General features: G+C 45.8%; 19 protein-coding genes. 14 read left to right on the top strand and 5 right to left on the bottom strand.

What is annotated here, in order from left to right; translation table 11 throughout:
• Positions 1–134 precede the first annotated feature (134 nt).
• The 4 genes from LZG72_RS11080 (at position 135) to LZG72_RS11065 (ending at position 3572) form a co-directional block, all read left to right on the top strand.
• Positions 135–1448, top strand: a complete 1314-nt coding sequence (locus tag LZG72_RS11080; protein WP_233871589.1) for a hypothetical protein — start codon at positions 135–137, stop codon at positions 1446–1448.
• Between the two features lie 193 nt (positions 1449–1641).
• On the top strand, positions 1642–2379 hold the full coding sequence (locus tag LZG72_RS11075; RefSeq protein ID WP_233871586.1) for a hypothetical protein: 738 nt from the start codon (positions 1642–1644) through the stop codon (positions 2377–2379).
• A gap of 85 nt (positions 2380–2464) precedes the next feature.
• Positions 2465–2935, top strand: a complete 471-nt coding sequence (locus tag LZG72_RS11070; RefSeq protein WP_233871583.1) for a hypothetical protein — start codon at positions 2465–2467, stop codon at positions 2933–2935.
• Positions 2916–3572 (top strand): hypothetical protein, encoded by a 657-nt coding sequence (locus LZG72_RS11065; RefSeq protein ID WP_233871580.1) that lies wholly within the window; start codon positions 2916–2918, stop codon positions 3570–3572. Before LZG72_RS11070 ends, LZG72_RS11065 begins: the two co-directional genes overlap by 20 nt.
• 65 nt (positions 3573–3637) lie before the next feature.
• On the opposite strand, the gene LZG72_RS11060 is transcribed toward LZG72_RS11065, so the two are convergent.
• The 3 genes from LZG72_RS11060 to LZG72_RS11050 form a co-directional block, all read right to left on the bottom strand.
• The gene (locus LZG72_RS11060; RefSeq protein WP_233871577.1) at positions 3638–4786 is read right to left on the bottom strand and encodes an efflux RND transporter periplasmic adaptor subunit; all 1149 of its coding nucleotides are present in this window, start codon (positions 4784–4786) and stop codon (positions 3638–3640) included.
• A gap of 10 nt (positions 4787–4796) precedes the next feature.
• Positions 4797–9155 carry a CusA/CzcA family heavy metal efflux RND transporter gene (locus LZG72_RS11055; RefSeq protein WP_233871574.1) on the bottom strand — a complete coding sequence of 1453 codons (4359 nt, stop codon included), beginning with the start codon at positions 9153–9155 and terminating at the stop codon, positions 4797–4799.
• Positions 9156–9257: 102 nt separating this feature from the next.
• Positions 9258–9662, bottom strand: coding sequence for a hypothetical protein (locus LZG72_RS11050; RefSeq protein ID WP_233871571.1), 405 nt, complete (start codon positions 9660–9662; stop codon positions 9258–9260).
• A 31-nt stretch (positions 9663–9693) separates the two neighbouring features.
• On the opposite strand from LZG72_RS11050, the gene LZG72_RS11045 reads away from it, so the two are divergent.
• From LZG72_RS11045 to LZG72_RS11010, 8 genes are all read left to right on the top strand, one after another.
• Positions 9694–10134 carry a DUF6934 family protein gene (locus LZG72_RS11045; protein ID WP_233871568.1) on the top strand — a complete coding sequence of 147 codons (441 nt, stop codon included), beginning with the start codon at positions 9694–9696 and terminating at the stop codon, positions 10132–10134.
• A gap of 28 nt (positions 10135–10162) precedes the next feature.
• Positions 10163–10336, top strand: a complete 174-nt coding sequence (locus tag LZG72_RS11040) for a hypothetical protein (RefSeq protein ID WP_233871565.1) — start codon at positions 10163–10165, stop codon at positions 10334–10336.
• Between the two features lie 122 nt (positions 10337–10458).
• Positions 10459–12834: a TonB-dependent receptor gene (locus tag LZG72_RS11035; protein WP_233871562.1), complete on the top strand. Its 2376-nt coding sequence runs from the start codon at positions 10459–10461 to the stop codon at positions 12832–12834.
• A 74-nt stretch (positions 12835–12908) separates the two neighbouring features.
• Positions 12909–13934: a sensor histidine kinase gene (locus tag LZG72_RS11030; RefSeq protein ID WP_233871559.1), complete on the top strand. Its 1026-nt coding sequence runs from the start codon at positions 12909–12911 to the stop codon at positions 13932–13934.
• A gap of 1 nt (position 13935) precedes the next feature.
• Positions 13936–14703, top strand: a complete 768-nt coding sequence (locus LZG72_RS11025) for a LytTR family DNA-binding domain-containing protein (RefSeq protein ID WP_233871556.1) — start codon at positions 13936–13938, stop codon at positions 14701–14703.
• An 80-nt stretch (positions 14704–14783) separates the two neighbouring features.
• A complete protein-coding gene (locus LZG72_RS11020; protein WP_233871553.1) occupies positions 14784–16352 on the top strand; it encodes a glycoside hydrolase family 43 protein in 1569 nt (522 codons plus the stop codon).
• Between the two features lie 121 nt (positions 16353–16473).
• Positions 16474–17745: a hypothetical protein gene (locus LZG72_RS11015; RefSeq protein ID WP_233871550.1), complete on the top strand. Its 1272-nt coding sequence runs from the start codon at positions 16474–16476 to the stop codon at positions 17743–17745.
• Positions 17742–19091, top strand: a complete 1350-nt coding sequence (locus LZG72_RS11010; RefSeq protein ID WP_233871546.1) for an alpha/beta hydrolase — start codon at positions 17742–17744, stop codon at positions 19089–19091. Before LZG72_RS11015 ends, LZG72_RS11010 begins: the two co-directional genes overlap by 4 nt.
• Positions 19092–19160: 69 nt before the next feature.
• On the opposite strand, the gene LZG72_RS11005 is transcribed toward LZG72_RS11010, so the two are convergent.
• Positions 19161–20033, bottom strand: a complete 873-nt coding sequence (locus LZG72_RS11005) for a cytochrome c (protein ID WP_233871544.1) — start codon at positions 20031–20033, stop codon at positions 19161–19163.
• A 214-nt stretch (positions 20034–20247) separates the two neighbouring features.
• On the opposite strand from LZG72_RS11005, the gene LZG72_RS11000 reads away from it, so the two are divergent.
• Both LZG72_RS11000 and LZG72_RS10995 read left to right on the top strand, forming a co-directional pair.
• The gene (locus tag LZG72_RS11000) at positions 20248–21090 is read left to right on the top strand and encodes a sugar phosphate isomerase/epimerase (protein WP_233871542.1); all 843 of its coding nucleotides are present in this window, start codon (positions 20248–20250) and stop codon (positions 21088–21090) included.
• An 82-nt stretch (positions 21091–21172) separates the two neighbouring features.
• Positions 21173–22027, top strand: coding sequence for a tryptophan-rich sensory protein (locus LZG72_RS10995; protein ID WP_233871540.1), 855 nt, complete (start codon positions 21173–21175; stop codon positions 22025–22027).
• Positions 22028–22105: 78 nt separating this feature from the next.
• Here LZG72_RS10995 and LZG72_RS10990 read toward each other — a convergent pair whose 3' ends face one another.
• On the bottom strand, positions 22106–22480 hold the full coding sequence (locus LZG72_RS10990) for a hypothetical protein (RefSeq protein ID WP_233871538.1): 375 nt from the start codon (positions 22478–22480) through the stop codon (positions 22106–22108).
• Between the last annotated feature and the right edge of the window lie 484 nt (positions 22481–22964).

The following is a 22964-nucleotide window of genomic DNA, read 5'->3' as shown; positions in this document are numbered from 1 at the left end:
TAACCGGTCATGAAAAGTTGACCAAATGCATGAATACGTCAATGGGTGATTTTAGTAAACGGTTAAATAATATGAAGTCACTCCTTTTATATTGAATGAATTTGCGACAGGCATCCATAACTACTCAGCATCACATGACCGAGACTTCTGCTACACTTACACCTGCCTGGACCTGGTACGAAAAAATGGCTTTCCGGTTTTTCTTCATCTTTCTTTTGTTTCACGCAGAGCCGTGGACCTGGATATCGAGGATTCCTTATATCGGAGAGGCTTTGGATTTTATCAGCGGTCCCTATTATCAGTTTTTCGAATGGCTGGTGGGTCTGGTCAAAAGAGATGTCCTGGATACTGACATTGTAATCGCGCAAAGCGGGAGTGGAGACAGCCTCGACAGCTGGGTCGTATACACCATCATTCCCATTATCGCCGCAATCGGATGCCTGATCTGGACGGTTCTGGATCCTCGTCGCAGGGATTACAACTTCCTGAGTACCTGGCTGCAAGTGATCTGCCGGTATTATCTGTCGATGACCATGTTCATTTACGGGTTTATCAAGCTTTTTCCCATGCAAATGTCAGTTCCTACTCTCAGTCAGCTGGTTACGCCGCTGGGTGAACTGTCCCCCATGCGCCTGGCGTGGCTGTTTATTGGCGCCTCGCCCGCGTACGAGATTTTTTCAGGCTGCTGCGAAGTAGTCGGGGCGATTCTTTTGCTTTGGAGACGTACGTCGTCGCTTGGTGCTCTAATACTCGTTGCAGTACTCGGTCACGTGGTGGCATTGAACTTCTTTTTCGACATTCCCGTCAAGCTTTACAGTGCGATGTTGCTGGTAATGACCATTTATTTGCTCGTACCAAACATCCGGCAATACTGGGCTTTTTTCATTTTGCATCTTCCTGTAAAACTCACAGTCCCAAGTCTGAACCTGACAAAGAAATGGCTCAGGGTGACAAGGATGGTTTTGAAAGTGGTGCTCATCCTGAGTATTGGTGTTGCCCCTTTTTATGAAAATATGACTGCTTACAACAACGGCGCGGCTGGCAACGGAGCTGACACGGGGGTGATTAAAGGATATTTTGATGTAGAGGATTTTAAGGTAAATGGACAGGAACTGACTTATACGGATGAGAACCGGTGGGAAAACGTAGTTTTTGAAAACTGGAATGGCGGAAGTGTGCGGACGGGAGCGCCACACGGCCAGCTATCCAGGTACGGTCGCGCCTATTTTGATTACACACCCGATACCACCAACAAAATGGTCCGGTTCAAGTTTCGGAGAAATGGTGTCAGCAAGTATGCACTGCGTTACACCACCCTGGACAAAGATCGTGTTCTCCTCACGGGCAGGAGGGACAGTGACTCCCTTTACGTGCTGCTCCGCAAACGGAGTACCGATCATTTCGGCCTGATGAAGCCGTTTAATTGGGTGCATAATAGCGTTCCGTGAAGAATGCCGAAAAGGTCGCGGATCTTTCAAAGCAACCTTATAAGGTTGCTTTTTTTTTGCGGCCTATTTGACGGTCAGTACGAAAATTTTACCGACAAATAATTGGTTACCGTCGGTGGCTTATTACTCGCCAAGCTACTACAAAGTCTGATAATTCTTTAAGCATAGATTGTAAAAAAATATAAACAATCATATGAAAAATTTCTTCTTGTCCATTTTGCTGTTGGTAACCTCCATAGCTTGTGAATACAATTCGAATGATATTTTCACAAAGCCTGGGATCAATGAATTCGGTGTAAACGAAATTATCAAAGACTACAATTTCAAACTGAATAGCAACAAATGGGCAAGAACAACAAAGGATAAAAGAGAAAAGACCTTGAACAGGTTGGTAAGGTGGGACCAATATATTTCTGTTCTTAAAGACAAGGAGCAGAGAATAGTAGTTCCTTTCACTTTGGAAGAGGAGATATTCACCAACTGGATGGATGGCAAAGTCATACCATACAGCAGCCTCACTTCGCTTGTTGTGTCCAAGAAGAATGGGGAGTACAATTATGAGGTAGTTACGAAGTACCCTGACGAGGATTGGCTCAAACGGAAATCCACAAAATTTTCTGGGCAAATTATAGTTGAAGATATTAACGGTGAATTCATCAAAGGATACGAATACAAAAAGAATGAAATTCAACCCATTGTCAAAACCCTGAAAAATGAAAGAACAACGTATGAGAAGGTATGTTCATACATAAATTGGTACACATGCGTTTCTTCAAATGGCGTATTTTATGGTTGTAATTTCAACTACACCGAGGAAATTGGATGCATTGAACTTCAGGATCAGGATCATGACAAGTTCAGCGTATTAGACGGTAAATGGTATCCAAATTTTGGGGGGCGGCGGCTTTTACACCACAGTAGCATATTTTGATGCGCCAGCTGGCCCTGGGCAGAGATTGTGCAGGTCATCTTTTATTTACACAGGTTCACAAAGTGGTTCGTTCTTTGTCACAAATATGAGCGGACTGAGATTCGAGGATGGGAGCAACATCAATCAATGCAACAAGTTGATGGTTTTTTCTCTGTCAAATGGGATAACTGATTTTAAAATGAACTCGGTACCGGCAGTTGACTATCTAGGTCAGGGATATACATGTTATCAGTATTTAAGAGAACTCTTTCCTGATCTTTTTGCAAGTAATGATATTAAATCTGTGACAGTAGGTGGGCAAAAAGTTTGGCAATTCTCCTCCCATGCAGTGACAGCTATTTCATCCGTTGCAGCCGAAGTTGCAAGTGTTGGTACCAGACTAGCTGTACCGGGTTCTGCAATGCCTGGAAATCTGGCAACATGGGAGGAATACGAAGAACAGGCTACGAACATAATACGTAGCTTTATGCCAGGTTCAAAAATATATCGCGGGTTTGTCGGCGCAGGAAATGGAAGTACAAACTCTCAGGCAACCTATGGAGCATCGTGTCGATAAAAAACGGGCTGAATATCTAGCTATTGTGAGCACTTATTTCTCCAACGACCAGATTGTCGAAGATGGGTCAATGACGGCAGATGCGTATCTCGATCTATTGCATCCGGAGCTTATTGATACATGGAAGAGGAAAAAAGCGGCGTTCGAGAGATGGAACGAAATGTTGTCTCAATTCGGTAAACTTGATTGGGCTTACAGTTCAAGAAATATGCATTTTGACACCAATGAGGGATTTAAGGTGGTTGTGCACATTAAACTGCCCGACGATCTTAATAGGTTAGTTGGTATTAGCATTCACCTCAGTTTTCTTGGAAATCAAATAGGCTTTTATTATTCAGATACTAAGACAGAATTAAATAACGATCCAATCGGAGTGCCGATAAAATACAGTAGTTTAATTCGGTCCCATTCTTGCCAAGTAAACTCGGAGGTTTCATATCAACCCATTAACGATCAGCACCTTATATACAAACCATTGTTAGCTGATATGGTGAAGAGATTTTTCCCTGAATTCGTCGAATTTGACAATCAATATGCCGATTTTAAAGTAAAGGATATACAAACTGAACTCGGGTACTTCAAGGAAATCGATCTCTTTCAGGTGTTTTTTGGTACCAACATTCATGGTGTGATATAATGTTTAGAAGCCAGCTTATGCACGGGCTCGATCCGTTTTAAGCGTTCATTTACTGCCCATTATAACTAGCTTTCATCATCCGTATTCATGATTTTCATGAGTAATGCATAAGCATTTTTAATTACTAGCCGGGTGTTGCCGGTGATACCATTTCCCTCAATTTGCTGCCTGCCGCCGGTGATCACGCCGGGCGTTACTTCCTGCATATCGAAACTCCCGTTTTTACCTTCCGTGAAAACGTAAAATCTGTTTTCCCACCGCACCACAGCTTCTTCCGGAACCGTCAGGCCTTCCTGATTATTGACGGAAACTTCGCCGTTCATAAACATTCCGGGAACGAGCGACGGGCTGTATTTTTCAAAATGACAATGTACCTCCGCCATCCGGTCCTGGTCGAGGTTCTTGCTGATGAGGATAATTTCAGCCTGAAATTTCTTAGTCGGATCGTTGTTGGTGTACGCAACTACCTGTTGTCCAATGGATAATGCATTAAGGTCTTTTTCGAAAACCTGCAATGCCAGGTGAATGTCCCCCGGATCGACCAGTTCAAAAAGCATGTCAGTCGGGGAAGTATATTTGCCCACGTTCACATTTACTTTCGATACAAAACCATTGATCGGCGAAATAATGGAAACACTTTTCGAAATGTTGTCGGCTTTCAGTTTGGATGGGGCAATGCCGATCACTTCCAGTTTTTGTCCGAGAGCGCTCATCAGGATCCGTTGGGTTTCCATTTCCGAACGGGCCTGCTGCATCACCTTGTCGCTGCTGGCTTTACTGGCATTCAGGTCACTTTGTCGGGAGTATTCCGTTTGCGCCAGCGAAAACTTTTCTTTGGCGGTCAGGTAATCCTGTTGCAGCTGAATAAACTGCATATCTTCCAATTCCGCGAGTACCTGGCCTTTTTTTACGTGCATTCCCGGCAGCATTTTCGTCGACCGTAAATAGCCCCCGAGCGGAAAGCTCAGGCTCACAGTACTTTGCGGCGGCACGTCGATTTTTCCCTGCAATTTCAATGTGCCGCTGATGTTTCCGGGAGTAGGAGTGCCTACTTCGATACCAACGCTTTTCATCTGGCCCGGATTGAAGGAAACGGTTTGCGACATTTCCGTGGAATCCGGTTTTTGTACTGTTTCCGGTGCGTCGGTTTTTGGTTCGGTCCCGCAAGAAGCCATGATCATCAGGCTCAGGAAGGTGATTTGATAAGTTTTCATTTGAATGCTTTTATAAGTTGTTCAATTTCAATAATTGGATCACCGCCAGGTTATAGCTGTTCAATGCGCCGATGTAATCGCTTTTGATCGTCACAGCCTGGTCCACCAGGATTACCCATTGTAAATAATCGATCTCACCGGCCTGGAACTGTTCATCTGCGGTGGCGATGATTAAATCAGCGTTTTTAAGGCCTTGATTTTCAAAATATTGGAGACTTTCCTGGTACTTTCGGAGCTGGTCCGCGGCGGTTACCATTTCGGTCCGGAGCTGTAACTGGATCTGGCTGGTTTGTTTCCTGCTTCTTTCCCAATCCAATTTGGCTGCATTTGTCCGGGCGGATTGTGCTTTGAAAAACAGCGGAATGGCAATCCCGGCATTGAAATAGCTGAACCGGTCCGTGCTTTTGTAAAACAATTCCTGGCCATTCACCATTTGCGGGCCGATGAGACTTTGGTTATTATAGCCCAATGTGATATCCGGCAGCATTCTTGATTTTTCAGTTTTCCACCGGAACTGCGCCGCATCTTGTTCGTGAAATGCTAGCTCTGATAATGGTAACTGGCTTACATTCAAAGAGGTATCAAGACTTGTGAACGTGTTTTCGATTTTGGAAGTAAGAATGCGCGGGATGTAAAGCTGATCGTCCTGGATCAGGAAATTGAACTGATTAACCACCATATCCAGGTCTTTGCTCAACAGGTTCTGCTGATTGGTGATCTGTTGCCGATGAGATTCCGCAGTGGTTTTTTCCAGGATGTTGGTAGCTCCTTTTTCGAAACGAAGGTTGGATTTTGTTTCAAAAAGCCTGTAAATGCTGTCGGCGTATATGAGCAGCTTTTTTTGCTCGGTCAATGCCGCATACTCGAAAAACAACTGCCGAACACTGGTCCGGATATCCTGCTCGGTCAGCTTGGTTTGCGCCCGGGCGGCGAGCAAATTTGCTTTCAATGCATTTTTTTGATTGGAATAAACGGCGGGGAAACTAAATGTTTGAGTAATCCCGAATCGCGTATCGCGATTGATGCTGTTGAACCTGCCAAAATCGGCATTCACATTCGTTTTCGCCAGATCATAAGCCGTTGACTGTAACCTTTCCCGGACCTGTTCATTCAGGCGCGAGCTTTGCGTCTGCAGGTTTTTTTGTAAAGCAATTGTAATGGCTTCATCGAGGCTAATCGCTGTTTTTGATTGTGCATTTACCTGATTACCAACGAGAATGAGCACGATTAAGACAGCCACAGGTTTGCTTAACTTCACTTTCCCTTCTACCAAAAGATAGAGTGCCGGAAGTACAAAAAGTGTAAGTAACGTAGCGGTGAGCAAGCCGCCGATCACGACGGTCGCCAGCGGACGTTGTACCTCAGCGCCCGCACCGTTGCTCAGAGCCATCGGCAAAAATCCGAGCGAGGCTACTGCGGCCGTCATCAAAACCGGACGAAGTCGGTTGCGTGTGCCGGTCATGACCAGCTGCAAAGCGTCCTTGATTTTTCCTTCCGCCCTGATCCGGTTGAATTCAGAAAGCAGCACAATCCCATTCAATACCGCCACTCCGAAAAGCGCGATAAAACCGACGCCAGCTGAAATACTAAATGGCATACCCCGCAATGCGAGTGCAAACACGCCGCCAATGGCCGACAATGGGATCGCCGTGTAAATGAGCGCGCCATCTTTCACCGAGGAAAACGCAAAATACAGCATGATGAAAATGAGCAGTAATGCCACCGGTACGGCAATGCTCAGCCGGGCTTTGGCTTGCTGCAAGTTTTCAAATGCGCCGCCATAGGCAATGCTGTACCCCGCCTCGAATTTCATTTTGGCATCCACTTTTCCCTGTAATTCCTCCACGATCGACTGCACATCCCGCCCGCGTACATTGAACCCGACAATGATCCTGCGTCTGGTATTTTCGCGCTGGATCTGGTTTGGGCCTTCGATTTCCCGAATGCTGGCAACCTGATACAATGGGATTTGCATGCCGGTCGGTGTTGAGATCAAAAGATTCTGGACATCATTGATATTTTTCCGACCCTCGCTTCCCACGCGTACTACGAGGTCGAATTTCTTTTCACCTTCATAGATCTGCCCGGCTGCGGCGCCGGCAAATGCAGCATTGATCGTCCGGTTTACCTCGTCGATATTAAGTCCGTACTTTGCGATTTCGCTGCGGTTGAACTCGATCACGATCTGCGGCATTCCGGTTACTTTCTCCACATACCAGTCTGCGGTACCCTTTACGGTTTTTGAAATACTGCCTAATTGTTCGGCGTAAGTGGCAAGCTTGTCGAGGTCTTCTCCGAAAATCTTGCAAACCACATCCTGTTTTGCTCCCGTCATGAGCTCGTTGAAACGCATCTGGACGGGATATTGAAATCCGGTAGTAACTCCGGGTACCACTTCCTGAGCGGTAGCCGCCATTTTTTCAGCCATTTCGGGGAACGTTTTTGCATTGGTCCATTCCGATTTATCTTTTAAAACTATGATCATATCGCCACCTTCGATCGGCATTGGGTCAGTCGGTATTTCGGCGCTCCCAATCCTGGAAACGACGTTCTCGACTTCGGGGTAATCTTTTTTCAACCTGTCGGAAATGCGGTTAATGGCATCTATCGTGGTACTTAGGTTGGTGCCAACCAGCAATCGTGTTTCGGTCGCAAAATCGCCTTCCTCTAATTGCGGAATGAATTCTCCGCCCATTTGAGTAAACAGAAAAACAGCGACGCCAAACAATGCAAATGCAGACAAAACCATGGTTTTGCGGATGGTTAATGCCCGCGCCAGTAGCTTCTGGTAGCCATTTTCAATCCGCGCCATAATGCGGTCGGAAAGGTTGGGCGAATGCGAGATCTTTTTGCTGATAAACATCGAACTGATCATCGGCACGTAGGTGAGCGACAAAATGAATGCCCCCAGAATAGCGAATGCAACGGTTTGTGCCATCGGCTTGAACATTTTTCCTTCGATTCCGGAAAGTGAAAGAATGGGCAGGTAAACGATCAGAATGATGATTTGTCCAAAAACGGCGGCATTCATCATCCGCGAAGCCGAGCCGGATACTTCCACGTCCATTTGCTCCTGCGAAATCCGGTTGATGCCTTCGTACCTTTTGGAGAAGTGCAAATGGTGCAAAATCGCTTCGACGATAATGACCGCGCCATCGACGATCAGCCCAAAATCCAGTGCGCCCAGACTCATCAGATTACCACTCACGCCAAACGTGTTCATCATCGCAATCGCAAAAAGCATGGATAACGGGATCACGGAAGCCACAATAAGCCCTGCGCGCAGATTACCCAGAAATAAGACCAGCACGATCACGACGATCAGCGCGCCTTCCAGCAAATTGTGTTTTACAGTGCCAATCGCATTGTCCACCATTTTGGTACGATCCAGAAACGGCTCGATTGTTAATCCCTCGGGAAGTGTTTTCTCAATCTCGGCAATGCGGGTTTTAACATTTTTAATCACCTCCGAAGAGTTTCCGCCTTTCAGCATCATCACAATCCCTCCCGAAAGTTCACCTTTGCCCGCCATTGTGAGCGCCCCATATCGTATTGCAGATCCAATGCGTACATCGGCCACGTTACTAATCAGAACGGGTGTTCCGTTCGTGGTGGTTTTGACAACAATGTTGTTGATATCGTCCATTGAACCTGCAAGTCCCACGCTGCGTATATACAGCACCGACGGCCCCTTTTCTATGTATGCGCCGCCGGTATTCTGGTTGTTTTTACTCAAAGCATTAAACACATCGCTGATCGAGAGATTCAATGCTTTCAGGCTGGCGGGGTTTACGGCTACTTCATACTGTTTCAGGTCACCCCCGAAAGTAGAAACGTCCGCTACTCCGGCGGTACCCAGAAGCTGCCGCCGCACGATCCAATCCTGGGTGGTGCGGAGGTCGGCGAGGGAGTATTTCTTTTCAAAACCATCTTTCGGCCTGATCACATATTGATAGATCTCACCCAGGCCCGTAGTTACGGGAGCAAGTTCCGGTTTACTGGCATTTTCATTGATTTCAACCTGTGCAAGCCGTTCGGTAACCTGCTGGCGAGCCCAATACACATCGGAACCGTCTTCAAAAACGATACTGATCAGTGAAAGTCCGAACCGCGACATGCTCCGGCTTTCTTTCAAGCCCGGGATATTGGCGATGGCTTGTTCAATGGGGAAAGTAATGAGGCGTTCAACATCTTCGGCACCGAGCGCCGGGGCGGACGTGATTACCTGGACCTGGTTATTGGTAATATCGGGGACGGCGTCGATAGGAAGTTGGGTCACTTCATAAATGCCGTATACAATCCACAGCAGCATGAAAATGCCAACGATCAGTTTGTTCCTGACTGAAAACAGGATGATCTTATTGAGCATAACAAATTCATAAATAAATACATAGCAAAAAAGAGTATGCATGCACGAAACCATGCAGGCATAGAAAGTCAGGGCGCAATGCACCTGCCGGGATGTATGTATTTATGCTCGCGGAGGGCGGAAGAGCGAGCCTAATGAAGCATTGTAGTGTACCTGCGGCTTGTCCGGGCCGTAGTCAGCTTTCACTGGCCAGAGGGTGTTTTTGAAAGAAAACGAAGTGGTAAATGGAATGAAAAGAAAACTGGTATGCTGAATTTCAAACTTTTTGAAAGGCAGCTGCATGTCTTTCTCATCATCATTATCATCCAGGTCATCGCCCCAATAATGCATGGAAAGGAAATCCATGAAGCTGATTTCCTGGTTTAATGCTTTGTGTTCTATGAAATGTCTTACGAGTGAAGGTGCTTTCAGGACCTGATACAAGGATGTGGTATCAAGTATAACGATGGTCAAGAGGATATGGAGTATAAGCCTTTTCACATTGCGAATGTACGCGCCGATACGCATCTTTGCAAGAAGTTTAGAACACACTATAAATATGAATCATCCCTCGTACGAGTTTTCCAACAATGAAAAGTCTGTCCTCTTTACATTTGATAGTGTTGGCAGCAGAATAATTCCAAAGGGCGTTTTATTTCAACAAACCGGAACACCCAATCTGTTCAATGTAATTATGGGTGATGTGGATAGTTCTGGAAATATTGATGTTTATTCTGAAAGCAATAATGGGGATATGGAAAATGTCTTATCGACGGTTATCCAAATAATCACTCATTTTTTGGCTACAAATAAGGATGCCATAATATGTATTCAGGGAAGTACTCCGGCAAGGACGAGGCTATATCGCATTCTTCTTTGCCGTGAACTCAATACAATCTCCAAACATTTCCGTCTGTTGGGTTTTGGTGAAACTGAGCTTGAACTATTTGAACCCGGCAAAACCTATCGCGCATTTGTGATCTCGTCAAAAAATGTTTAATATTGTTTAGCTAATGAAATGAAAAGACATGGAAACGGTTCAACCAGAAAAGGCACGCAAAAAAAATAAATCTTCTGAAAAGCACCCTTTAGATCGCAAATTTTCATCTTGGGAAGAAGCTGCGAAAGCAAAAACCGATTACGTGATGGCTGACAAGCCAGCTTGGTTTTTTGAAAAAATTAAAGAACTGTCTCGTAAATAATTAGCATTTCCCCCCGCCGACTCTTCACTTCGGCTGCATTTTCCGACGCTTCGTCGGCTATCCTTTTATAAGTAGTAATTGCTTCCCCAGTTTTGTCTTATCAAAAATTCAAAACATTAGCCATGAAAGCATTACTATTATCTTTTACCATTTTCTTCACCGGGACGCTGTATGCGCAGCAAATGACCCAAACGATTCGCGGGACAGTCCGGGATGAGGTTTCGCAATCACCCATGATCGGCGCGACCATTCTATTGATCCAACCCGATGGCAGCAGTCCGATCGGGAGCACGACGGATATGAATGGGGACTTTAAAATCGAGGATGTACCCACCGGGCGGCAATCTTTCCGGATTACGATGGTGGGTTATGAGGAGCAGCGTTTACCCAATGTCGTGATCACCGGGAGCAAGGAAGTGATCCTGAACATCACGCTGACGGAAAGCGTGCAGGCATTGGAGGAGGTGGTCGTAACCGCCGACCGCACGAATGACAAAAGCAAAACCAATAACGACCTTTCGCTGGTGAGCGGTCGGTCCTTCAATGTGGATGATACCAAACGGTATGCGGGCTCGCTGGGTGATCCTTCCCGGATGGCAGCCAACTTTGCAGGTGTGGTTTCCGGGGATGATTCGAGGAATGACATTGTAGTGCGCGGTAATTCGCCAACCGGGATGCTGTGGCAGCTGGAAGGACTTAACATCCCAAATCCCAACCACTTTGGGTCATTTTCGGCAACCGGCGGACCAGTAAGTATGCTGAACAACAACACCATTGCAAAGTCGGATTTCCTGACGAGCGCATTCCCAGCGCAGTATGGTAATGCGTTGGCTGCCGTTTTTGATCTAAAATTGAGAGAAGGTAACAATCAGAAACATGAGTTTATGGGCCAGATCGGGTTCAATGGTTTTGAAGCCGGCGCAGAAGGTCCGTTTTCTAAAAATTCAAAAGCATCTTATCTGATCAATTATCGCTACTCGACATTAGGCGTTTTCAAAGCATTAGGCATTTCCTTTGGAACGGGCACGGCGGTTCCCGACTATCAGGATCTGAATTTCAAAGTGGCTGTACCAACGGGCCGGAATGGAAAGTTCACACTATTCGGGATCCTGGGCGCCAGCCATGTGCAGTTTCTGGGCAGTGAAGTAGATACCACACTTACTAATTTATATGGAACAGAAAATACCAACTCCCGGGTGAGGTATGCGACCAACATTGCGGGTGTTTCTTACGAGCATAATCTTTCTCCCAAAACGTTTGCGAAATTAACGCTCGGCATGAGTACAACCCGCGAAAGGTTTAGCGGTGATTCGATCAGTTTGGTAACTCGAGAAGCTTTTTTGAGCGGTGAGTCAAAATATAATACCAGCAAATATTCAGCTGTGCTCAATGTGAGGCATAAAATGAATGCGAAAAGCAGCTTATATGGCGGGGTGACTGTGGATATGCTTGACTTTGATCTATACAATCGTTCGATCCATCAGGCAGGCAAGATCGATTCGGTGCGGGTGGATGTGAATGGAGAGAATACGGCTTTGACACAGGCATATGCGCAATGGAGATATCGCATTTCGCAAAAGTTGCTACTTACGACCGGCCTTCATTTCCAGCATTTCAGTCTGAACAACAATGTGGCGCTGGAACCGAGAGCTGGTTTGCAATATACCTTTGGACAGGGTCAGTCGCTGAGCGTCGGGTATGGATTGAACAGTCAGGCGCAGAATATTTACACGTATTTTATCCAGACACCGACAGAATCGGGATCTGCATTTACCAATAAAAACCTGGATTTTACGAAAAGTCACCATGTTGTGCTGAGTTATGAAAACAGGCTGACGGAAAATCTGTTATTGAAAGTAGAGCCTTACTTCCAGTCTGTTTACAATGTTCCGGTCGAATCGAGACCTTCTACTTTTTCAGTACTCAACACCGGAAATTCGTTCGGCCCGCCCGATCGTGATAGTCTCGCGAATGAAGGATCTGGACGTAATTTAGGGATCGAAATGACTTTGGAGCGGTATTTCAACCAAGGTTACTATTTTCTGCTTACGACCTCGCTTTTTGATTCGAAATACAAAGGCAGTGACAAAATCGAACGGAATACTGCATTTAATACCCGGTATGTCCTGAATGTGCTCGCTGGAAAGGAGATCAAAGTAATGAAAACCAATGTAATAAGTGCCAGCATCAGAAGCTCGCTCGTGGGCGGCAAATATTTTACCCCGCTCAATCTCGCCGCGTCCCGACTTCGTGGCCAGGCGGTTTATGATGAGAAACAAGCGTTCTCAGATCGTCAGAAACCTTACTTCCGGACCGATCTGCGGTTTTCATACCGATGGGAAATGGGAAAAAGCACGATGGAATTTGCAATGGACCTGCAAAATGTAACTGCCAACAAAAACATCTTTCAGCAAACTTACAACCCGCGCACCAATGCGCTCGCCAATGTATATGGGCAGGGATTTTTCCCCGTACCTTATTTCAAAGCGACATTTTAATTGGAAATGGTACTGCCAAACACTTAATTTAAATGCATTTACCAAAGCTGCGGTAGTACCATTTTCTCCCAAATATGATTGAACCTGCGTATACTTTGAATGACGGAAAATTGAGGCTGATCGGCATCCCGCTGTTGGGCCTGGCTATTCCGGTCATTATGAGTTTCGAAGATTTCCTGGCGCTTAATCAAAAATTCTGGATCAGCTTTTTGTTTTCCACCATTCTGACGTTCATTTTTTGGGAAGGAAACCGGTTCATCATCGTTCGAATGCGCCGTATTTTTCCCGATTACAGTCAAACTGCGCGCCGGGTAATGGTGGAAGCTGCACTCGCGTTCGTATATGTTCTCGGCATATCTGTGCTGCTCGATGCATTCATTTTCATAGCAATGGCACATCATTCAGGCATCCTGGCAACGTTTCGCATCAGCATTGTACCAACTGTTTTGGTGTACCTGGTTTACGAGGCGGTTTACTTTTTCGAAGCCTGGAAACTGAATGTGAGAAAAACCGAATCGCTAATGCGGGAAGGTGTGCAGTCACAGCTCGAAGTGCTTAAAAATCAGCTCGATCCGCATTTTTTGTTTAACAGTATGAATACCCTGGCGGCACTCATCGACGATGACAACACGGATGCGCAGGATTACCTGGAAAGACTTTCGGATGTGTACCGGTACGTGCTGGTCAGCCGGAACAAGAATACGGTTTTACTGGAAGAAGAACTGGCTTTCGTGGACGCTTACATTTACCTCAACAAAATCCGTTTCCGGGAGAACCTGCAGGTTGAAAAGCAGATTACCCCGGGTGCATATCAGCAACATATTACCCCGTTGAGCCTTCAAATGCTGATAGAAAACGCGATCAAGCATAATGTGGCCAGTCGCGAAAATCCATTGAGGATTTTGATTAGAGAAGAAGACGGCGCGTTTCTGGTGGTCGAAAACAACATTCTTGAAAAAACGATTCTAGAGAAATCCACGCGCGTCGGGTTGCAGAATATTGTAAACCGGTATAGCCTGCTGACAGACCGACAAGTGGAAATTACAAGTAACAATGCGGTTTTTAAAGTAAAGATCCCATTGCTGGGACAAATGGTTTGATATGAAAGTACTCATTATCGAAGACGAATATCCGGCTGCCGAAAGACTCGAAAAGCTGATTAAAAAGCACGATCCGCGCATTGAAATTGCGGGAGTGCTCGAAAGTGTGGAGTCCGCCCGGCGCTGGTTCAAATCCGAGGAGCCGGTCGATCTCATCTTTTCCGACATTCAGCTTTCCGATGGGCTCAGTTTTCAGATTTTTGAAGAGTTTCCCGCGCACAGTCCGATCATTTTTACGACATCCTACGACGAATATGCCATCAAAGCATTTCGTGTCAAAAGCATAGATTATCTGCTAAAACCCATTAAACTTCCCGAACTGGCCGAGGCGATCAAAAAATACGAGAGTATCAAAGAAGATTTTTCACCAAAAGCTTACGCAAGAAAAGTGGAGACTTTGCTGGACAGTCTGGAAATCAGCCGAAAACCGTATAAAATGCGATTTTTGGTAAAGAACGGTGAGCAGCTTATTCCCATTAACCAGGAAAGCGTCGCGTATTTTTATACGGCCAATGAAATGTCTTGCCTTGTTGGAAACGACGGTCGCCAGTATCTGGTCGATTACACGCTCGAAGAACTGGAATCGCTGGTAGACCCGCTCAGCTTTTTTCGTGTCAACCGGCAGTTTATCGCTCGTATTACAGCCATTCAAAAAATCCATACGTACTTCAATGGAAAACTGAAAGTTGAGCTTCGCCCCCAAACCACGCAGGAGGTAGTGATCAGCCGTGAGAAAGCAGCCGCATTCAAAGCCTGGCTGGAAAGTTAAGCTGGCAGGAAAGTCGGGCAGACTGCGGTCAGAATGGGAATGCGTTTCTGATAGTTGAAATAATTCTTTTTCTTAGCCTCATGAAAAAGATAAAAATCCATTCGCTAGCGTTTTTATTCCTGTTTGTTTTCACCGGAAATGCTTTTGCACAAAAGACTCCCGTTATCACGTATCGGAACCCGGTTATTTCCGGCGATTTTGCCGATCCTTCGGTGATCAGAGTGGGGAATACGTATTATGCAGCAGGTACTTCTTCGGAATGGGGACCGGCTTATCCCATTTATACTTCAAAAAATCTGGTCGACTGGGAATATGTTGGGCCGGTTTTCGCCGAGCTGCCAGAATGGACAATGGGCAGTTACTGGGCGCCCGAGCTGTACTATCGCAACAATACATTCTACGTGTATTACACCGCCCGCCGGAAATCGGACCAGAAATCGTTCATTGGCGTGGCCAGTACCAAAGATTTGAAAAGCGGCTTTAAAGATCACGGGATCATTATTGAATGGACAAATGAAGCCATTGATGCATTTATCGTCGAAGACAAAGGCAAATTGTTCATTACCTGGAAAGCCTATGGTTTGGACAAAGGCAGGCAAATCGAGATACTTGGCGCAGAGCTTTCTGCGGATGGGATGAAAGTAACTGGAAAGGAATTCAGCATGATAAAAGCGGATGCTGCGGGCTGGGAGGGAGGCGGCGCGGAAGGCCAGTCGATTTTCAAACGGGGAAATTACTGGTACATGCTGTATTCCGGCAATGCGTGCTGCGGCGAGAAATGCGACTATCAGGTGGGGATTGCGCGCGCGGAAAAGTTGCAGGGGCCGTGGGTGAAATATTCAGGAAATCCGATGCTTTTTGGCGATGAAACTTGGAAATGCCCTGGCCACGGAACAGTGGTAGTCACGCCTGAAAAACGTTATTTCTATTTGCACCATGCCTATAATGGCGTCGATTTTACATTCGCTGGTCGTCAGGGCGTTTTGAGTGAGCTCGTTTGGGATGAGGTTTCGCAATGGCCGGCATTCCGGTATGGAAAAGCGACACCGGCGCAGGCAGAGGCGCCGAGCACGAACCTTACAATTGTTCAACCAAATTTGTCCATCAACTTTGACCGGGATACGTTACAGGCACCGTGGGTATATGATGTCAAATTCCCGCAGCCGAAATATGCGATCGAGCGGGGCGCATTCCGGATTGAAAACAGGAACCATCATGCAACCGGGAATTTTCTCGGATTGGTTGTGAAAAAAGGGCATTATGATTTCATGGGCACATTTGGGGTTCAGGAAGATCTCATGCAAAACATAATTGTTTATGGCGATGCTGAAAATGCGATCGGGCTGGGTGTGAAAGCAGGTTTGCTGGAAGTATGGCAGATGAAAGACGGCGTGCGGGAAGTGCTGAAAAAGCAGGATTTGCCGGAAAAATACAAGGTGATCGATTTGAAACTGAACTGCCGGTTCGGCCGGTTTTTTGAGTTCAGCTGGGATGTAAAAGGTCAGAAGATCGAATCCGTGAGTAGTTCTGTAAAACTGGAAGCGTTGTGGCTGCCACGCTGGGACCGGGCGCCGCGGATTGGTGTGAACGTTTCGGGACAACAGGAAGGAAAAGGAGATTTGCGGGCTATCGAAATGAAGTACAAGTAAACGGACTTTCAGATTTTCAACAGGTAGTTGTACCTTCAAAATCAAGTAATTATACCTAAGGAAATTCCAGCCGGAATTTCCTTTTTTTATGGTCTTTGCAGAAACCAAAACCTCATCCGTTATGTCAGGAAATGTTGCTTTCGACGTGGCCATCGGCCTCATCTTCATTTACTTGTTATACAGTCTTTACGTCACCGTCGTGATGGAGATTGTATCGTCTATTTTCGGGCTGCGTGCCAGAAATCTGTCTTATGCGCTGAAAAGAATGCTGATGGATGAAAAAAGGTATCCCGGCACAGCAGCCAGGATCAGTTCCCGTATACTTACGACCGTCATGCGCGTTACGGGAAATGCCATGAATCTCGAGAACCGCGGACTTTACGACCATTTTTTCAAACAACCTTCCATTAAATACCTCACAAGCGGCGGAGCAGGCAACAAGCCTTCGTACCTCTCGGCGGAGAATTTTTCCAAAGCTTTGATCGACGCCATTAAAGTCGACAATCCGGATGCGAGTTTGCTGGCGTGCGTGGAAGAAGGTCTTTTGAGGAAATTGTCGGACGGCAGCGAGACCAAGCAGCAGATCCAGTCGCTGCTCGATGATGCGAATTACGACCTTGTGAAATTCAAGATCCTGCTGGAAAACTGGTATAACGATACCATGGAACGCGCGAGTGGCTGGTTTAAGCAAACGACGCAGGTTGTGTTGTTCGGGATCGGATTTGTGATCGTTGTTTCGTTTAATGTCGATACCATTTCCATGATCAGAAAGCTTTCGCGGGACGATAATGCACGAAACCAGATGGTTCAAATGGCAGCGAATTTTGTTGAGAAGAACGAAGCCGGATTGCAATCGGTGGACAAAGCTCCGGCGGATGACAGTACAGCGGTGAAACAAATTCATACAAAACTGGATTCTTTGCAGGCAACCCAGAAAATGCTGCAGGAAGAGATCATGAACACGCAAACGGTAATGGGTTCGAACTGGTATGTGTCTGATTCCATTCCATATACATTAACTTCTGCGACACTGGCGGGAAAGGAATGGGTTGAGATTCCTTATAAGTTGAAAAACGGGAAAAACGCTTACGTGGTCGTACACCGTTCTGTTGACAAAGGGATTTTTTTAAATGCTGTAAAAGCAGAAACGGAAGGTTTCCTGAAACTGAATACGGTGAAATATAAGTACAGTTATGTATTTACCTGGGAGCATTTTTGGGGATATCTGATGACGGTACTGGCACTTTCACTCGGTGCGCCGTTTTGGTTTGATCTGTTGAACAAGCTCGTCAAACTGCGCTCTTCCAAAGCGATTGCGTCGGATACAGACGACAGGTCACGTCCGTCGGGGCTGGCGATGTCGAATCGTGGGATCTTAAACCGGGTAGGATGATGCGGGGAATAGTTAACACCGACTTAAATGAACGCGAGCGGCCGACGGTCAATTCGCGGATCATGCAATTTTATAAGGCTGGCGATATCGTTCAAATCGTGGATACCGTTCTCGGAGACCCGTTTGACGGCGATGATGTCTGGTTTAAATTAAGTAATGGAGCATTTGTCTGGAATGCGGCGATCGACGTAGACGTCGATTGTTCGAAGCTTTCGGATGAGGATAAAAACCAATGGCTGATCTGTTACCGGCAGGTCGATCAGCAGGGAAGACCGGATATGTTCTCGAAAATGGCCCCAAAGAGTTTATACTTCACGCCCGTGAGGCTTCCGGCAGACTCGGCCAGCATCCGGGTGAATGATCTGGTTCCCGACTTTTTCGCAGAAGGCGTTTTTCAGTCAGTAGTTAATTTAAAAAACCCTAGAAAACACGTATTCGTTTACATTCACGGGTATCAGTTGTTGTCGTCATTAAAGCTCGATTTGCTTGGCAGTTTTGTCCAGAACTACATGTCCCAGCCACTCAATAACATTGCAAAGGTTCTTTTCATGAGCTGGCCGGCGCAGGGTGGGCCAAGTCGTAAAACGGTCGATGACAGATCGTTGAAAGCGGGGCAGGAATTTGTCGCAAATGGATTGTTCGAGACATTTGAAAAGCTGTCTGACAAATTGAAATCCAGGAATAAGACTCTTAATCTGATCGTGCATTCATTTGGCCACCAATTATTGAACGGAATGCTGAACCCCGCGGCCGGGGAGCCGGATCTATTGCCGAATAAAAAAGTATTCGATAACATTTTCCTGATGGCACCGGACATTACTCACCTGACTGTGAAAACGGGCGGAGAAACGATTAAAAACTATTTCCAGGACAATGACGGGATCGATTTCCATTATGATTTCACCAAATTAAAACAGATCGCAAACAATGTACACGTCTTCCACGACAAGTACGATTACCTGCTGTACTCGAGTACCAAAAAGTTTGTCGGAATGGGTAATTTGAATAATGTCGCAACGCCGGAGGCAAGATTTACATTAACCAAGAATTATCGTAACCTCGGTAATTTCGGGGACAAAATACCCGAACCGATCGACCGTGTGCAGGGCATTAATTTCTTCCATGTGGATGATATCGCCGGTGACGACGAACCTACCAACGATTTTCCATTTCGGCGGATCCGGCGTTCGGCGCGCAAAAAAGTGGATGATGTATGGACAAATGCAGATTACGGCGGCATCAACACCGGCTCGATCGTGTTCAACCTTAAACGTTTTCCAACTCACCACCGCTATCTTTTTACGAGCAAAACCATCGTCGACCGCGTTCTGAGCCTGTTATCCTGAAAAAGCCGATGCCCCATCCGATCTCAATCAGGTGGGGCATCGACATTTATATTGGTAAGTGGAATTGACCTATTTCAGATCGTGCAGATACGAGTAAACTGCTTTCAGTTCATCGTCCGAATAGGTAAACATTTTCCACGGCATCGCGTCGCTTAACGCTTTTCCTTCGGGTGTTTTTCCGGTGCGCATGGTCGCAGCAAACTGAGGTTCGCTCCATTTACCCAAATGCCCGGTGGCGCTGATGTCTGGTATTTCAGGTTGGCCCGGACCATGCGGAGGTCCGCCTTTAAAGGTCGGTGCGTGGCATCCGGTACAGGTTAATGCCAGGTATTTGCCATATTCCGGTGTGATCCCCTTTTGTACTGAATCGGCGAAAGACGCATTATGATCAATTTTTTCCGCCGGGATAAGTGGGAATTCACCGAAATGGGTAAGAACGCGGCCGAGAGGTTTCAACTCTTTTTTAGGCCATTCTTTATCTACCGGAGGACGGGATTTTGCGTAACTGATGATATCGCCGATATCCTGATTGGACAGCAGGTAAAATTCCTCAGATGGCATGAACCATAATGGTTTATTGTCTTTTCCAATCCCATGGCGAAGTGCTTTGATCCAATCCGCGTCGGTATAGCTGATGCCGCCTTTTCCACTGGTAATGTTAGGGCCGTACAGCACACCAATGGGCGTACTTTCATCTGCAAGAGCATACCCGCCGGCGAAATCAGGCATATGACATCCTGCACAACCGCGGATTTGGGCAAGGTGTTTTCCTCTGGCGATCGATGCACTATCGTTTGTGATGATGACCGGTTTCGCGGTCACTTCGTACACTTTGTTGAGCCTGGATTCGGTGTTGAAATAAATGTAGCCGTAGAAGCAGCCTAACAGTAAAAGGACACAGCCGAGAACGATCCCGGTCCATTTAAGTACTTTTTTAAGCATGGTGAATTGGTTAGAGGATTGTATTGAGTAAATGATTCAGACGATTGTCTGAAACAAATCTAAATATTTTTGCAATACTGGTAAATGGCACCTAAGTTCTATACGCCGCCTTGTTATTTAGCGGTTATTTAGAGTCGCCGGGTCTGGCTTATGAATTGCACTCAGTAAAGTAGCATATCCGGAGACTTTCTCGAGAAACTGCTATTCGATCGAAATGAAAAACATCACTCAAATTTCCTGCATTGCCTTCCTTTTTATCTGTACAAGTCTCGTTGCATTTGTGAGCCATACTAACCGGTCGAAGCCGGGGAAAATGAAGACAGGTGTGGCACTTTACTCGTTCAATCGTTTCTCTTTTTCCGAATCACTGGAAAAGGCAGATAGTGCCGGAGCGGAGTATGTGGAAGGGTTTTTCTTTCATAAACTGGGTGAAGGGTTTAATGGACACGCCATTCCTGCATTATCCGATCCCGAAATTTCAAAAATGAAAGGAATGCTTGATCAGAAGGGTTTGAAAATGAAATCGTTATATGCTGGAAATGGGAAAAACCGGCAGGAATGGGTACAGTATTTCGATTTTGCTAAAAAAATGGGGATCGAATTTTTTACCTGCGAACCGGAGAAAAAGGATTGGGATTTACTGGATAGCCTCGCGGGCGCCTATAAAATGAAAATAGCGATTCACGAACATGCCAAAGGTTCGAGCTACTACTGGCATCCCGACTCCGTTGTCGCGGCGATGAAAGGTCACCCGAATTTTGGTGCATGCGCCGATCTGGGTCATTGGTCAAGAAGTGGCCTGGATCCTGTAAAGTGCCTTCAAACTCTGAAAGGCAAGATTATCGCTGTGCATGTAAAAGACCTGGATGCCTCAGGCAACTTGAAAGCAAATGACGTGGTCGTCGGGACGGGCGTGCTCAAATACCCCGACATCATCAAAGAACTAAACCGGCAGAATTTCTCTGGCATCGCGTATATCGAGCGCGAAGGGAACTGGACAAACAATACCGGCGACGTAAAACAGGCGCTCAAACTTCTTTCCGATCTGAATAAATAAAGTCACATTACCCTGGTATTTCCGGTTTCGAAACGTGGAACAATAATTTAAGTCTTTTACGAAACGTACCGATTTAAAATTTATGGAATCAAGTGGAGAGATCAACGGGCAACCTGGCACACCAGCTAACAGAAACATGCAGAGAACATTACAAATAGCAAACATTGTGGTGCTGGTGGTGACCATCATCATCAATTACCTGTCCAACACGGGTATTTTTAATGGAAATACCATGGCTTCCGTTTCTGCGTCATACCAGAATTATTTCACGCCCGCCGGATATGCCTTTTCGATCTGGGGCATCATTTATGCGGCATTAACTGCATTTGTAATTCATCAAAGTAAAGGATTGTTCAATTCCCGGGAAACGCCGGCAGTCGTGATGCAGATCGGCTGGACATTTGTTGTTTCATGTATAGCAAATTGCTTGTGGGTTATTGCCTGGCTGTATGACTATACCGGTCTTTCGGTACTCATTATGCTGGTAATTCTGGGCTCGCTGATCCGCATTGTAATGGCCACGCGTATGGAAATGGAGTTGATTTCGCTCAAACAAATTGCATTGGAATGCTGGCCTTTTGCCATTTATCTCGGCTGGATCAATGTCGCTCTGATCGCAAATACCGCAGCCTATCTCACGAAAATAGAATGGGATGGTTTCGGAATTTCCGCTGAAAACTGGACGATCATTATGCTCATTGCAGCGGCGGCGATCAACATTGCTCTCATCTGGACAAGAAATCTTCGCGAATCTGCCGCCATTGGGATCTGGGGCATTGTTGCGGTGGCTGTAGCCAACTGGGACGTATCACAGGCGATCGCCTACACGGCAATTGCTGCGGCCATCGTGATTTTTGTCGTGTCGGGCGTTCACGGTTATCTTAATCGCGGCCGTCATTTTGTGATTGACAATCCGAAATACAGCTGGTTGACCTGACAAAGTTTCTTTTACTATATATAAATGAAAACGGCCCTTAAAATCGCTTTTAAGGGCCGTTTTTAAAATAAGCCAACATTATTTCTTTTCTTCTTTCACTGCTGTAATTGGAAATTCCCCGTCTTGAGAGACGACGCTTCCGTTCAGTTTGTCGCCATCTTGAACCATGGTTACGGTTAAAATACCTCCTTCAAAATCAAGCTTGAAAGTAACTTTCCCGTCGGCAACGGTCAGAGCTTTCATTTCAGACTTTTGGCTCTGGCCCAGGTAGCCGCTTGTTTTTCCATCCTTTTCTTCGAATGTCATGAAGCCTGTTTCATATTCCACCGGAACATTGGAGACTTTGTATTTCCAGGTTCCAGTCAGTTCATTGGCTGGCTTTTTGATGCCGGCTTGTACGCTCAACATGCTGATTAACAGAAACATTACTAATAAAAAATTCACTTTCTTCATACTTGCAACCTGTTTTGTTGATAAAAAATAGACTTGTACGGACTAGAAAAACGTAATATTAACAAGTATTATATCATGCTTTTTATTTCTTTAATTATATTAATGTAAAAAAACGATGCGAAATGTGGTTCTCCAGTCCGGATTCTCATAAAAGTGGAATCGGAAAAAGACTTATCGAACTGACGCGGAAAAAGTCGGTGAGAAATGCTCTATCCTGCTGCTTTCCGTGCCAACTGCATTTGAATACTATCCGCGTTGGATTTACAAAAGAAACGAGAGGTTTTAGTACTGATAGAGTGAAGTGATTTATTTTCAAGAGGAATAAAACGCTGAATGGATTGCGGAATGAATGGGAATAAATGCAGATGCTTTAATAACGACATAGTGAGCTTCACGTTTGAACCTTATGATAATCTGCAAAGGGGAAAATTCGAAAGATCGGTGCAGGGACTGGTTATTTGCCCGATGGTATAACAAATTGAGT

This window comes from Dyadobacter sp. CY323 (assembly GCF_021390245.1).
Lineage (GTDB): Bacteria > Bacteroidota > Bacteroidia > Cytophagales > Spirosomataceae > Dyadobacter.
Note: the sequence above shows the minus strand (reverse complement) of the source record. Positions and strands in the feature narration are given on the sequence as shown.

Excerpts from the sequence above, each read along its gene's own strand:
- LZG72_RS11080 (WP_233871589.1), top strand. The coding sequence starts at position 135 with ATGACCGAGACTTCTGCTACACTTACACCTGCCTGGACCTGGTACGAA.
- LZG72_RS11075 (WP_233871586.1), top strand. The coding sequence starts at position 1,642 with ATGAAAAATTTCTTCTTGTCCATTTTGCTGTTGGTAACCTCCATAGCT.
- LZG72_RS11070 (WP_233871583.1), top strand. The coding sequence starts at position 2,465 with ATGAGCGGACTGAGATTCGAGGATGGGAGCAACATCAATCAATGCAAC.
- LZG72_RS11065 (WP_233871580.1), top strand. The coding sequence starts at position 2,916 with ATGGAGCATCGTGTCGATAAAAAACGGGCTGAATATCTAGCTATTGTG.
- LZG72_RS11060 (WP_233871577.1), bottom strand. The coding sequence starts at position 4,786 with ATGAAAACTTATCAAATCACCTTCCTGAGCCTGATGATCATGGCTTCT.
- LZG72_RS11055 (WP_233871574.1), bottom strand. The coding sequence starts at position 9,155 with ATGCTCAATAAGATCATCCTGTTTTCAGTCAGGAACAAACTGATCGTT.
- LZG72_RS11050 (WP_233871571.1), bottom strand. The coding sequence starts at position 9,662 with ATGCGTATCGGCGCGTACATTCGCAATGTGAAAAGGCTTATACTCCAT.
- LZG72_RS11045 (WP_233871568.1), top strand. The coding sequence starts at position 9,694 with ATGAATCATCCCTCGTACGAGTTTTCCAACAATGAAAAGTCTGTCCTC.
- LZG72_RS11040 (WP_233871565.1), top strand. The coding sequence starts at position 10,163 with ATGGAAACGGTTCAACCAGAAAAGGCACGCAAAAAAAATAAATCTTCT.
- LZG72_RS11035 (WP_233871562.1), top strand. The coding sequence starts at position 10,459 with ATGAAAGCATTACTATTATCTTTTACCATTTTCTTCACCGGGACGCTG.
- LZG72_RS11030 (WP_233871559.1), top strand. The coding sequence starts at position 12,909 with ATGATTGAACCTGCGTATACTTTGAATGACGGAAAATTGAGGCTGATC.
- LZG72_RS11025 (WP_233871556.1), top strand. The coding sequence starts at position 13,936 with ATGAAAGTACTCATTATCGAAGACGAATATCCGGCTGCCGAAAGACTC.
- LZG72_RS11020 (WP_233871553.1), top strand. The coding sequence starts at position 14,784 with ATGAAAAAGATAAAAATCCATTCGCTAGCGTTTTTATTCCTGTTTGTT.
- LZG72_RS11015 (WP_233871550.1), top strand. The coding sequence starts at position 16,474 with ATGTCAGGAAATGTTGCTTTCGACGTGGCCATCGGCCTCATCTTCATT.
- LZG72_RS11010 (WP_233871546.1), top strand. The coding sequence starts at position 17,742 with ATGATGCGGGGAATAGTTAACACCGACTTAAATGAACGCGAGCGGCCG.
- LZG72_RS11005 (WP_233871544.1), bottom strand. The coding sequence starts at position 20,033 with ATGCTTAAAAAAGTACTTAAATGGACCGGGATCGTTCTCGGCTGTGTC.
- LZG72_RS11000 (WP_233871542.1), top strand. The coding sequence starts at position 20,248 with ATGAAAAACATCACTCAAATTTCCTGCATTGCCTTCCTTTTTATCTGT.
- LZG72_RS10995 (WP_233871540.1), top strand. The coding sequence starts at position 21,173 with ATGGAATCAAGTGGAGAGATCAACGGGCAACCTGGCACACCAGCTAAC.
- LZG72_RS10990 (WP_233871538.1), bottom strand. The coding sequence starts at position 22,480 with ATGAAGAAAGTGAATTTTTTATTAGTAATGTTTCTGTTAATCAGCATG.